General features: G+C 46.8%; 11 protein-coding genes and 1 pseudogene. 1 reads left to right on the forward strand and 11 read right to left on the reverse strand.

Annotated features, from left to right (window positions below; translation table 11 throughout):
* Nucleotides 1-42: 42 nt before the first annotated feature.
* Complete coding sequence (locus C2758_RS08035; protein WP_215327713.1) at nt 43-1,695, reverse strand: acyl-CoA synthetase; 1,653 nt, start codon at nt 1,693-1,695, stop codon at nt 43-45.
* Between the two features lie 55 nt (nt 1,696-1,750).
* Nucleotides 1,751-2,671, reverse strand: coding sequence for a histone deacetylase family protein (locus C2758_RS08040; RefSeq protein ID WP_215327714.1), 921 nt, complete (start codon nt 2,669-2,671; stop codon nt 1,751-1,753).
* A gap of 83 nt (nt 2,672-2,754) precedes the next feature.
* Here C2758_RS08040 and C2758_RS08045 point away from each other — a divergent pair, with 83 nt between their 5' ends.
* Nucleotides 2,755-4,023: a lytic transglycosylase domain-containing protein gene (locus C2758_RS08045; RefSeq protein WP_215327715.1), complete on the forward strand. Its 1,269-nt coding sequence runs from the start codon at nt 2,755-2,757 to the stop codon at nt 4,021-4,023.
* Between the two features lie 18 nt (nt 4,024-4,041).
* Here C2758_RS08045 and cysM read toward each other — a convergent pair whose 3' ends face one another.
* The 9 genes and pseudogenes from cysM to cmk all read right to left on the reverse strand — a co-directional run bounded on the left by cysM (nt 4,042) and on the right by cmk (nt 13,068).
* Nucleotides 4,042-4,953 carry a cysteine synthase CysM gene (cysM, locus tag C2758_RS08050; protein WP_215327716.1) on the reverse strand — a complete coding sequence of 304 codons (912 nt, stop codon included), beginning with the start codon at nt 4,951-4,953 and terminating at the stop codon, nt 4,042-4,044.
* A 41-nt stretch (nt 4,954-4,994) separates the two neighbouring features.
* Entirely contained in the window at nt 4,995-5,390 is a 396-nt protein-coding gene (locus tag C2758_RS08055) for a helix-hairpin-helix domain-containing protein (RefSeq protein WP_215327717.1), read from the reverse strand.
* A 97-nt stretch (nt 5,391-5,487) separates the two neighbouring features.
* On the reverse strand, nt 5,488-6,507 hold the full coding sequence (gene rfaD, locus C2758_RS08060) for an ADP-glyceromanno-heptose 6-epimerase (RefSeq protein WP_215327718.1): 1,020 nt from the start codon (nt 6,505-6,507) through the stop codon (nt 5,488-5,490).
* The gene (rfaE1, locus tag C2758_RS08065; RefSeq protein WP_215327719.1) at nt 6,504-7,433 is read right to left on the reverse strand and encodes a D-glycero-beta-D-manno-heptose-7-phosphate kinase; all 930 of its coding nucleotides are present in this window, start codon (nt 7,431-7,433) and stop codon (nt 6,504-6,506) included. The genes rfaD and rfaE1 overlap by 4 nt, the downstream gene beginning before the upstream one ends.
* A 42-nt stretch (nt 7,434-7,475) precedes the next feature.
* Nucleotides 7,476-8,840, reverse strand: a complete 1,365-nt coding sequence (locus tag C2758_RS08070; protein ID WP_215327720.1) for a UDP-glucose/GDP-mannose dehydrogenase family protein — start codon at nt 8,838-8,840, stop codon at nt 7,476-7,478.
* Nucleotides 8,841-8,920: 80 nt separating this feature from the next.
* Complete coding sequence (gene lapB / locus C2758_RS08075) at nt 8,921-10,132, reverse strand: lipopolysaccharide assembly protein LapB (RefSeq protein ID WP_215327721.1); 1,212 nt, start codon at nt 10,130-10,132, stop codon at nt 8,921-8,923.
* 108 nt (nt 10,133-10,240) lie between these two features.
* A pseudogene (locus tag C2758_RS08080) lies at nt 10,241-10,537 on the reverse strand (integration host factor subunit beta); the annotation flags it as partial.
* Between the two features lie 51 nt (nt 10,538-10,588).
* Nucleotides 10,589-12,262 (reverse strand): 30S ribosomal protein S1, encoded by a 1,674-nt coding sequence (rpsA, locus tag C2758_RS08085; RefSeq protein ID WP_215327722.1) that lies wholly within the window; start codon nt 12,260-12,262, stop codon nt 10,589-10,591.
* 143 nt (nt 12,263-12,405) lie between these two features.
* A complete protein-coding gene (cmk, locus tag C2758_RS08090; protein WP_215327723.1) occupies nt 12,406-13,068 on the reverse strand; it encodes a (d)CMP kinase in 663 nt (220 codons plus the stop codon).

A 13,068-nucleotide genomic window follows, 5' to 3' on the forward strand; every position in this document is an offset into this window, starting at 1 on the left:
TTGAGTAACTCTTCTATTTTATCCGCCCAACGCTATTTGGGGCTAGACGTCGATTGCTGAAGCCGAGCCCGCCTGCTTGCGAAGTTCAAACTTCTGAATCTTGCCAGTAGAAGTCTTTGGTAGCTCACAGAACACAATGGCTCTTGGTACCTTAAAGCCAGCTAGATGCTGCTTGCAGTGTGCAATGATCTCAGCAGGCGTAACCTCTATTCCCGGCTTAATTTCCAGGAAGGCGCAAGGTGTCTCTCCCCACTTAGGGTCTGGCTTAGCAACTACTGCAGCAGCCATGACAGCTGGGTGGCGATAAAGAACATCCTCAACTTCCACAGAGGAGATGTTTTCACCACCAGAGATGATGATGTCTTTGCTACGGTCCTTCATCTTCACATAGCCATCGGGATTCATTACCGCCAAATCACCCGAATGAAACCAACCACCCTCAAAAGCCTCTTTACTTGCCTTCTCATTTTTGAGATAACCCTTCATGGCAATGTTGCCTTTGAACATAATTTCGCCCATCGTCTCGCCATCGGCAGGAACTGGCTTAAGAGTTACGGAATCAAGGACGGCAATCGCCTGCTGCAGGTGATAGCGAACACCTTGCCGCGCATTGAGGCGAGCTCTCTCACCAATTTCAAGGTCATTCCATTCATCTTGTTTGACGCATACCGCTGCTGGTCCGTAAGTCTCCGTTAATCCATAGACATGGGTTAAATCAAACCCTAGCTTTTCCATTCCTTCAATGATGGATGCGGGTGGTGCAGCGCCTGCGATTAAGCCCTTTACGCCTACAGGCACCCCTTGTTTTAATTCATCGGGGGCATTGACTAATAGGTTATGCACAATGGGAGCAGCGCAGTAATGGGTGACGCCATAATCTTTAATGGCGGCAAATATATGCTGCGCATCTACTCGACGTAGACATACATTAATACCAGCGCGTGCCGCTACCGTCCATGGAAAGCACCAGCCATTGCAATGGAACATCGGGAGCGTCCAGAGATAGGTGGGGTGCTTGCTGATATCCCAGTCCAAAATATTCGAGATCGCATTGATCGCTGCGCCGCGATGGTGATACACCACCCCCTTTGGATTGCCCGTAGTACCTGAGGTGTAGTTCAAACAAATGGCTTGCCATTCATCTGCAGGGACTTGCCAAGCGAATTGAGGATCGCCTTCAGATAAGAACTTTTCATAAGTGAGTTTGCCGAGCTTGTCGCCGGGGACATCAAACTCTTTTTCCTCGATATCAATCACCAGAAACTCGCGACCACTTTCTTTCTTAGCTATCTCAAGGGCTTTTTTCATCACTCCCGAAAATTCGGGATCTACAATCACGACTTTTGCTTCGCCATGATTAAGCATAAAAGCAATTGACTCGGGATCAAGGCGCGTATTTAAAGCATTTAATACCGCCCCAGACATTGGAATTCCAAAATGCGCCTCAACCATGGGCGGCGTATTGGGCAACATCACGGCAACCGTATCACCCAGGCCAATACCGTGTTTTTGCAAGGCGCTTGCCAAGCGAATACAGCGCTCATAAGTCTGACCCCAAGTCTGACGCAGCTTGCCATGAATGACCGCCAAGCGATCTGGGTAGACTTGGGCGGATCGCTCCAGAAACAATAAAGGGGTAATCGGAGTGAAGTTTGCAGGATTGCGCTCTAAGCCCTGCTCAAAAATATTAGCCATGCGTTCCTTGGATATGGATCTTCTCTGCTTCTAGATTTCTGGAGTCTGACTGCAATTAAATATCAGCAAGAGCTTTGACATGCGCCACCACGCTACGGCCCAAAGCAGAAAGGTTATAACCACCCTCCAGGCAGCTGACGATACGACCCTGAGCATATTGGCTTGCAACGCCTTTTAACTGTTTGGTAATCCAGGCGTAGTCATCTTCTACCAAACCCATCTGACCCAAGTCATCTTCACGATGAGCATCAAAACCTGCAGAAATGATAATGAGTTCAGGCTCAAAGTCCCGAAGACGTGGCAGCCATTGCTCTTCCACTATGGAGCGCACCACATCACCACGCGTAGATGCTGGAAGCGGAACATTCACCATATTACTTGCTCTATCTAAGCCGCTGTATGGATAAAACGGATGCTGAAAGAAACTGCACATGAGTACATTAGGGTCATTAAAAAATGCTGCTTCAGTACCATTGCCGTGGTGAACATCGAAATCAATGATGGCCACGCGCTCAATACCGTATGTCTCTATTGCATATCGCGCTGCTACGGCAACGTTATCAAAAACACAAAATCCCATCGAGCGGGTTGGCTCTGCATGGTGTCCGGGGGGACGAACTGCGCAAAACACGTTTTCAACCTCACCCTTCATTACCGCATCAACACCCGCAATAGCAGCACCGGCCGCACGTAGCGCAGCACTCCAAGTATGGGGGTTCATGATGGTGTCACCATCGAGCATAAAGTAGCCGCTCGCTGGTGAGCGCTCTTTAACAAAGGCAACGTGATCTGGGCTATGAACTAACTCTAGCTGCTCTTCAGTTGCCAAAGGGGCATCGAGGTGGTGTAGAAAGCGATCAATGCCACTTCGAATTAATTGATCATTGATTGCCTGAATACGCTCCGGACACTCAGGATGATGGCTACCCATCTCATGTTTCAGAAAATCGGGGTGAGTTATGTATCCTGTTGTCATTGCTGGAAATCCTCAATAGCAAAACTATAGTTTTTATAATTTAATTAAATCTGCCAACTCTTCAAAAACCCATCCTTATATCCATGAATTTTCGTGTCTTCTACCTTGCTTCAACACTATTAATAGTGCTACTACTTGGCGCTTGTTCCAGTACCCCTATTCAGCAAGCAAGTCCTACAGAGACTATCGTAAACCAGTCTGAGGATGTTGCGATAGAAGTCCGTTTTAGCCAAAGTCTCAACCAATTAATTACTCAAATTGCTCAAACCCAGGGAATCCCTCAAGCCATTCTGGAAGCGGGCTTCTTAGATGCTAAAACAATTCCGTCCATACGCAAATTGGTATTACCCCCGTCTGGCAACTTCAAAAAGAATTGGGTGGCCTATCGCAAGCGCTTTATTGAGCCAGTTCGCCTGAAGGCTGGCAAGGCTTTTTGGGAGCAAAACCAAGCATTCTTAAGTAAAGTTGAACAAGAATCTGGAGTTCCAGCTGAAGTCATTGTCTCCATTATTGGTATTGAAACCATCTATGGCCGTCAAACTGGCAATTTTCGAGTTAAGGACGTGCTTTCTACCTTAGCCTTCAGCTATCCCGATACCCCCAATAAAGCAAGCAGAGAGCAACTATTTAAAGATCAGCTTCAAGAACTCGTCCTCATGTGCTGGACTGAGGGCGGTGGCAGCTTGCCGGCAAATAATAGCAATCAAGGCTTGAGTCCATCTCGCTTTAATAGCTGCCTCAATCAAAATAGCTCTTATGCAGGCGCCATTGGCTTGCCGCAATTTATGCCTGGCAGCATCCGTAACTTTGCGGTGGATGGCGATGGGGATGGCCGCATTGACCTTAAGCAAAGCCCTAAAGATGCTATCGCTAGTGTGGGCAATTTCATGAAAAAACATGGTTGGCAGCCTGGTATGCCCATTTACTTCCCGGTACAGGAAGCGGCGATCAGCGAAGCAGGAATGCTAGCTGATGGTGAGCCTCAACTCAAATACTCTATTCAAGAACTCATTACAAAAGGTATTCTCACCAATGAGCGAGGCGACCTTCAGTCTGGTGGCGTTGAACCACAAAGTAAGGCTCTCATTGTTGACCTGCCTTACCCCGATAAAGATGATAACGATCAGGTACGCTATGTTGTTGGCTTAAATAACTTCCTGACGATTGTGCAATACAACCGCAGTTACTTTTACGCGCAAAGTGTTGCAGAGTTTGCAGAAGCTCTGGGCTACAAGAACCAAAGCGTAGTACCGGTCAGTACACCTAAAACAAAATCTGAAACAAAGGCGAGTGAATCAGTAAAACCCAAACCTAAGAAAACTGCCAATAAGAAAAAACCAAAGCAGACTTAATACTGAAGTTTGAATGTCTTACGCCGGAAAAACTCCAGTAGATAGATAGCGATCACCACGGTCGCAAACGATAAAGACAATCGTGGCGTTTTCTACCTGGCGAGCGATTCGCAAGGCAACTACCAAAGCACCGCCAGCTGAAATGCCGCAGAAGATACCCTCTTGGGCCGCAAGACGACGCGCCATTTCTTCGGCATCTGCTTGGCTTACATACTCAATACGATCAACCCTATCGCCTTGGTAAATTTTAGGCAGATACTCTGGAGCCCATTTACGGATACCTGGAATCTGCGAACCCTCTTCTGGTTGCGCGCCAATAATCTGGATATTGGGGTTCATGGTTTTTAAATAAGTGGAGACTCCGGTAATGGTTCCAGTAGTACCCATCGATGAGACAAAGTGCGTCACCTGACCATGGGTATCGCGCCAGATTTCTGGGCCAGTTGTCTCAATGTGAGCACGTGGATTATCTGGATTTGCAAATTGATCCAATAATCTGCCACGACCTTCCTTCTGTAATTGCGATGCATAGTCACGCGCAAATTCCATGCCACCAGAAGCTGCTGTCAGAATGAGTTCCGCTCCATAGGCAGCCATACTTTGTCGACGTTCAATACTTTGGTTTTCAGGCATCACCAAGACCATCTTGTAGCCTAACATTGCAGCAGTCATTGCCAAAGCAATGCCAGTGTTACCGCTGGTAGCTTCAATCAGGGTGTCGCCAGGTTTAATTTCGCCACGCTCTTGTGCGCGCAGGATCATCGACAGCGCAGGTCGGTCTTTTACCGACCCCGCTGGATTGTTACCCTCTAACTTTCCTAAGATCAGATTATTTTTGGAGTCGTTTTCAGCGCCCGGAATGCGTTGCAAACGAACCAGGGGTGTATTGCCCACGGTCTGTGAAATAGTTAAGTAAGAGGGTATGTTCATGAAACCATTTTAGCCATAAGCTAGGCTAGACGTAAAAGGGTTTAATTTCGGCGACTTGGTTCCGCACGATCCGAATGATGGCGCGCACCACTTTGACTGCGTGAACCACGTCTGCTAGCCTTGGGGCCCTCTTTATTGGTGCGGCCATGCGGTTCACGAAAAGAACTTGGCGCCTCAATAGTTAAGCCGTTATCCACCATCTTTTCTACGGATCTCATACCAATGCCGCGCACCCGTTTTTGGAGGTCATTGGCATCCTGAAAATGCCCACCATCTAATCGTTCGGCAATAATTGTTTTCGCCTTAGACGGCCCAATTCCTTTGATGCTTTCTAGTTCAGACTGGGTTGCAGTATTCACATTGATTGGCGAGGCAGCAGCTAAACCTGAGACAGCTACAAATACTGAAAATACTAAAGACTTTAATAATTGATTCATTTAATCTCCATCAGTTAATAAAAAATCCACCCGCACAAAGTACAAGTGGATTAGTTACAACGAATAAAGATTCAGTCGGTTGACTGCTTTTAGCTTCCTAAAGTGGGCTTGCCAAAAAATCCGCATTGGCTGATAGCCAAGCAACATAACGACTGACACCCTGCTCCACATTGAGGAAGGGTTCTGAGTATCCAGCAGCACGCAGCTTAGTTAAATCTGCTTGCGTGAAGCACTGGTACTTACCTTTGAGTGCATCTGGGAAAGGAATATACTCAATCGCCTTTTCTTTAACCAACTCTTCTAGGCTCGCAGGGTTGGCATTATCAATTTTACGCATAGCATTGGCTACCGCATGAGCAACATCATTAAATGGTTGTGCACGGCCACTGCCGAGATTAAAGATACCGCTGATTTCTGGATGATCCAAGAAATATAAATTTACCTTCACCACATCTTCCACTGATACAAAGTCACGGCTTTGCTCCCCTGCGCCATAGCCACCATATTCACCAAAGAGCTTAACTTTGCCGTTGGCTTTGTACTGGTGATATTGGTGGAATGCCACTGAAGCCATGCGACCTTTATGTGATTCACGTGGACCGTAGACATTGAAGTAGCGGAAACCAACTACTTGTGCAGTATTGGCTTTTTCAGTAAAGCGCTTGCGCATCACTTGATCAAATAGAAACTTAGAATAGCCATAAATATTCAACGGCTTTTCGTGCTCACGACTCTCTACAAACACATCAGAACCACCATAGGTTGCCGCTGAAGAGGCGTAGAGTAGTTGTACTTTTTGTTCTGTGCAGATATCGAGTAAATCCATGGTGTAACGGAAATTATTCGCCATCATGAAGATGCCGTCCGTTTCCATCGTATCGGAGCAAGCCCCTTCATGAAAGACTGCCCTCACTTTACCAAGGCGACCGCTTCTAAATGCCTTCAGAAAATCGTCTTTATCAAGGTAATCAATGATGTCTAGATCTGCTAGATTGCGATATTTATCAGCCGGGCGTAAATCATCAACTGCAATAATATTTTTCTCACCACGCGCATTGAGCGCTTGAACAATATTGGCACCAATAAACCCAGCAGCGCCGGTTACGATAATCGTCATTGCAATTCCTCAGAAGTAACAGTGGCAGTACCCAACTTACCAACCACAATACCACCAGCCCGATTAGCCAAAGCCATCGCCCTTTCCAGTGGCCAGCCAGCTGCTAATGCGACTGCTAGCGTACCTATAACGGTATCGCCCGCGCCTGATACATCAAATACTTCACGTGCCTGCGCCTTTACATGGCTCACACCAGCATCGGTAAATAAGCTCATACCCTCCTCGGAACGAGTGAGAAGAAGCGCTTCTAGGTTTAATGACTTTCTGAGATCTTGCGCTCTCTTGGTGAGATCCTCTTCACTGGTCCATTTACCCACAACTTGGCGGAGCTCGCTACGATTTGGAGTGAGCACAGTAGCGCCACGATATTTAGCGTAGTCGTCACCCTTAGGATCGACTAGGATCATTTTCTTTTGAGCGCGAGCCTGCTCAATCATCAAAGTTACTTGACCTAATGAACCCTTGCCGTAGTCAGACAAAATCACCACATCAGCATCACCAACTAACTTCTCATAACGCTCGAGTTTGTGGGCCAAAGCTGCCTCACTTGGAGCTTCCTCGAAGTCCAAGCGAATCAATTGCTGTTGTCTTGCGATGACGCGTAGCTTCACAGTCGTCGGCACTTTGCTATCAATCTCTAATTGACTATTCACACCACTAGATTTCAAGAGATCTGTAACGCGTCGCCCTGCCTCATCATCACCAATCACACCCAAAATCGTGGTCTTGGCACCAAGAGCGGCTACGTTACGAGCCACGTTGGCAGCGCCACCTAAACGCTCATCAATCTTACCTACCTGAACTACCGGCACAGGCGCCTCAGGAGAAATTCGACTCGTATCGCCAAACCAATAGCGATCAAGCATGACATCACCCACTACCAATAAGCGGGCTTTAGAAAATTGTTCTCGGTTAGCTTTTTCCACGATGTAACTAATCTCTCTAAGGAATTCTTTTTGTACTGCTAATTAATTATGACGACCAATACCTTGGTACTCAATACCTAATTCTTGCATAGCTTGTGGCTCATACAGATTACGGCCATCAAAGATGATAGGGTTCTTCAGTTTGGCTTTGAGAAGATCAAAGTCCGGGCTACGGAAGGCTTTCCACTCGGTTACTATTACTAGGGCATCGGCACCTTGGGTGGCCGCCATCGGATCATCTACCAAAGACACTTGCTTGAGACCTTCTGGATTGCCTTTGAAGTCCACTTCAAGACAATGTTTAGTTTCTGGCATCGCTACTGGGTCATGAGCTACTACTTGGGCACCCCGCTTAACCAGCTCCTGAATAATGACTCGACTGGGGGCTTCACGCATATCGTCAGTGTTTGGCTTAAATGCCAAGCCCCACATAGCAAACTTCTTGCCAGCCAGATTTTTACCAAAGCGTTTTTCAATCTTCTCTACAAGGATGTACTTTTGAGCTTCGTTCACTGCTTCGACAGCATCTAGGATTTTCAGATCACGTCCATGCTCAATAGCAGTTTTAGATAAGGCTGAAACATCCTTGGGAAAGCAAGAGCCACCATATCCAGTACCAGAGTACAAAAAGCCATAACCAATGCGAGAGTCTGAACCAATGCCTTGGCGTACTGCTTCAATATCAGCACCGACTAAGTCAGCCAGATTGGCTAACTCATTCATAAAAGAGATGCGGGTAGCTAACATGGCATTGGCTGCATATTTGGTGAGCTCAGCACTCTTCACATCCATATAATAGGTGCGCTCATGATGGCGATTAAATGGGGCATACAGTTTGCGCATTTGCTCTTTAGCGCGCAGACCTGCTGGAGTATTTTGCGTACCAATCACAATGCGATCCGGGCGCATGAAGTCTTCTACAGCGGCACCTTCTTTGAGGAACTCTGGGTTGGAAACTACTGAACAAAGCTCTGGTGAGAGACCTCTTTTATTGAGCTCTTCGGTAATAGCAGCTGACACCTTATCAGCAGTTCCCACCGGCACAGTCGACTTATCGACGATAACTTTAGGAGTACTCATATGACGACCAATATTGCGAGCGGCTGCTACAACGTATTGCAAATCAGCAGAGCCATCTTCATCTGGAGGGGTGCCAACAGCAATAAACTGAATGTCGCCATGAGCAACTGAGGCAGCAATATCGGTAGAGAACTGCAGGCGGCCAGCAGCGCGATTGCGCTCAATCATCTCTTTGAGGCCTGGCTCATAAATGGGAACACCGCCTGAGTTGAGGATCTCAATCTTTTTAGAATCTACGTCTACACAAAAGACATTATTACCCTGCTCTGCTAAGCAAGCGCCGGTGACAAGACCTACGTAACCGCTGCCGATGATAGTAACTTTCAAGGTATCTCCAAATCGCTATGGTTTCTATACCATCATTAAAATACTATTTGATGACGGTTTAATTAACTTATTTAGTTCATTTACATCGATGGACCGCTAGACACGGAACCTTCGCTACGTCTTGGGGAGTATGCCTCCCAATGATTACAACCCGGACATTGCCAGTAAAAACGTCGCGCGCGAAAACCACAGTTACCACAGGTATAACGGGCCAAACTGGTCGTACGCTGCTTCAATAAACTCAATGTTGCCTGTAAATCAGACACTCTCTCTGGCGTGCCATTGCTCTCAGCTAATGCCAAACGGGTCTCCGCCAATTTTGAGAGCGCACTCAAACTTGGTGAGTGTTGCATCACTTCAACTAGCATCACCTCAGCAGCTTGAGCCCCACGAATTTGGGTCATATGCTTTTGCACAATATCGAGTAACTCACCAGAGGCTTGGGTTTTTAATAACTCGCAAAGCGCACTTAAACCTTCATCAGCTTTATTTAGCGAAGTATGTGCTGCCATCCAGCGATCTGCAAGCAAATGCATATAAGCAGGATGTGTTTTAGCAATGACTGCCCATACCTCGATTGCTTGAGCTGGGCGGTCCATAGCAATTAGATAATCACCCTGCAAAATAAGTCCACGTGCATGGTGAGGAACCGCTTGTAATGCCAACTGAACAGACTGCTCAACCGCCGGCAAATCTTTGCGACGCAATGCTTCTTGACCAAGCTCACAATGAAACTGTGCAATCTCGGTGTGATGTGACTTTCCTTGCAAGGCCTCGAGCTCGCTTGCAGCAATGATGGCTTTTTTCCAGTCCCGCTCAATCTGGTACATCTCCAGCAGACTCTCTTTTGCAGGCGCTGCAAACTTGCCTTCACCCACGCGATTTAATGATGCTTCGGCGCGATCTAATAGACCAGCACGTAGAAAATCACGGCCTAGTTCATAGGCAGCATGATCTCGATCACGTGGCTTTAGGTCATCGCGATTAGCCAGGTGTTGGTGAACCCGAATCGCCCGCTCAGTTTCACCACGGCGACGGAATAAATTACCTAAAGCAAAGTGAAGATCGATTGTTTCGGGATCAAGCTGAGCGATCTTGACTAAGGTTTCAATTGCCTGATCAGGCTGCTCATTTAATAAGAGACTTAAGCCTTTAAAGGTTGAACGCTGCTGACGCATACGCTCACGCTCATCCATCCGATTCTCAAGACGCAGATCCCAGCGACTAGCTAACCAACCAATGCCAAACATGACTGGTATTAACAACAGCCAGGAGGTTGCAATCTGAATCATGCTGTGCAGAATTTAAATAAAAAAATGGTCCGAATGGACCACTGAATATGCGCTATGTGACTAGGCACCAGAACCCTCTTTAGGGCTCACCTGCTTCAGAGGCTTGTAATCAACGCGCTCACGCAATTCTTTACCTGGCTTGAAATGGGGCACACGCTTTTCTGGGATTAATACCTTCTCACCAGATTTTGGGTTGCGACCAGTGCGCGCAGGACGGTGATGCAAAACAAAGCTACCCACACCGCGTAACTCAATTCGCTTGCCTTCGGCCAAAGCATGAGTCATGGTGTCTAGCAATGTTTTTACTGCCAACTCCACATCTCTAGGTAATAGCTGGGGGAACTGTTCCGCCAAGCTCTCCACGAGTTCGGAGCGAGTAATTGCTTGTTGCTCTTGATCTGACATATCTATCAATAAAAAACCGCCGCTCCCCTAGTGGAAAGCGGCGATATTGATTTAGCCTTGATTGTCCATTTTTGCTTTTAACAAAGCGCCCAAATTGGTTGTGCCGGACTGCGCATCACCTTGGAGCTTGCTCATAGCATCTTGTTGGTCAGAGCTGTCTTTAGCTTTGATTGAAAGATTGATTACACGTGACTTGCGATCAATATTAATGATCATTGCAGTTACGCTATCGCCTTCTTTCAATACATTGCGTGCATCTTCAACGCGATCTGTTGAGATCTCAGAAGCACGCAAGTAAGCTTCAACTTCATCAGCCAAGTGAATGGTCGCACCCTTAGCATCAACAGCTTTCACAGTACCAGTTACAAGGCTACCCTTGTCGCTTACGGATGTGTAGTTATTGAATGGGTCACCAGACAATTGCTTGATACCGAGAGAGATACGCTCTTTCTCAACATCAATGGCCAATACAGTAGCTTCAACTTCATCGCCTTTTTTGTATTTCTTAACAGCTTCTTCACCTGGCTCATTCCAAGAAATGTCTGAGAGGTGAACTAAACCATCGATACCGCCAGGCAAGCCAATAAACACACCAAAGTCAGTAATAGACTTGATTGCACCAGTTAACTTGTCGCCTTTTTGTTGTCCACGTGAAAACTCTTCCCATGGATTTGCTTTGCACTGCTTGATACCCAAGCTGATACGACGCTTGTCTTCATCAATATCCAGAACCATCACTTCAACTTCAGTTCCTAATGCAGTAGCTTTGCTTGGAGCAACGTTCTTGTTAGTCCAGTCCATTTCAGAAACGTGTACCAAACCTTCGATACCAGATTCGATTTCTACGAACGCGCCGTAATCAGTCAGGTTGGTTACCTTACCGAATAAACGGGTGTTTGGCGGGTAACGACGAGCGATACCAACCCATGGATCATCACCAAGTTGTTTCACGCCGAGTGAAACACGGTTCTTTTCTTGATCGAACTTCAAAATCTTTGCGGTAACTTCTTGACCAACAGTCAACATCTCGCTTGGGTGACGCACACGACGCCATGCCAAATCGGTAATGTGCAAGAGGCCGTCGATACCACCGAGGTCCACGAACGCGCCGTAGTCAGTAATATTCTTAACGATACCTTGAACAACGCTACCTTCTTTAAGGTTAGACATCAACTTAGCACGCTCTTCACCTTGGCTAGCTTCAACAACCGCACGACGTGACAACACTACGTTGTTACGCTTACGGTCAAGCTTGATAACCTTGAACTCCATCGTCTTACCTTCGTAAGGGCTGGTGTCTTTGATTGGGCGTGTATCAACGAGTGATCCAGGCAAGAATGCACGGATACCGTTAACCATCACTGTCAAGCCGCCTTTAACCTTACCAGTAACAGTACCGGTAACGATCTCAGCTTGCTCAAGCGCTTTTTCCAAGTTCATCCATGATGCCAAGCGTTTCGCTTTATCACGGGAAAGGATGGTGTCGCCATAGCCGTTCTCTAGAGCGTCAATAGCAACAGAAACGAAATCGCCAGGAGCTACTTCAATCTCGCCAGCGTCGTTATGGAATTCTTCAACAGGAATAAACGCTTCGGATTTCAATCCAGCGTTAACAACGACGAAGTTATGGTCGATGCGAAGTACTTCAGCCGAAATAACTTGGCCGGTCTTCATATTCGATCGGGTTAATGATTCTTCAAATAGCTCTGCAAATGATTCAGACATTTATATATTCACTTTGTGCCGCCAGAAGGCCTGACGGGTTAGGTTAAAAAAGCCCCAAGAAACACGCTAAATTAGATAATCGCGTTGTAGAGTTCCTTAAGACGCCAAAACAACTTCTACTGCTATTTACTGCTCACCAAAAATTAAGCTGTTTTTGATTGATACCAATCCAAAACCGTCTTAACTGCTTGATCTATCGATAAATCCGATGTTTCTAGCACTTTGGCGCCGTCTGCGACTAACAAAGGTGCGGCGCCTCGACTACTGTCTCTGGCATCGCGCTCTTGCAAATCATGCAACAAGTTTTCTAGTTTAGCAGAAATTCCCTTAGCTATCAATTGCTTATACCGACGTTCAGCTCTAGCTTGGGCTGTCGCAGTAAGGAAAATCTTCAAAACTGCATCTGGGAATATCACGCTGGCCATATCGCGACCATCAGCAACCAAGCCTGGGGCAAGCCTAAAACCATGCTGAACAGCCACTAAGGCCTGCCTAACTTCAGGATGCACCGCTATTGCAGAAGCACGCAAACCAATACTTTCTGTGCGAATCGCATCCGTCACATTTTCAGAATTGAGCAGAATTTGGCCATTTTTGAACGAAATCACCAGTTTTTTGGCCAAAAAACCCAATTCCAGGCCATTTTGAGGATCAACAGATGCTTTTTCACTCCCAAGAGCAACAAGCCGGTAGAGCGCTCCACTATCCAGATAATGAAAGCCCAGCTTTTGAGCCACCAAGGAGGCAACCGTGCCTTTTCCAGAGGCGGTAGGTCCATCAATGGCAATGACTGGAGGCAGATTCAT

Origin of the sequence: Polynucleobacter sp. AP-Sving-400A-A2, from assembly GCF_018688155.1 — a bacterium.
Taxonomy (GTDB): Bacteria; Pseudomonadota; Gammaproteobacteria; order Burkholderiales; family Burkholderiaceae; genus Polynucleobacter.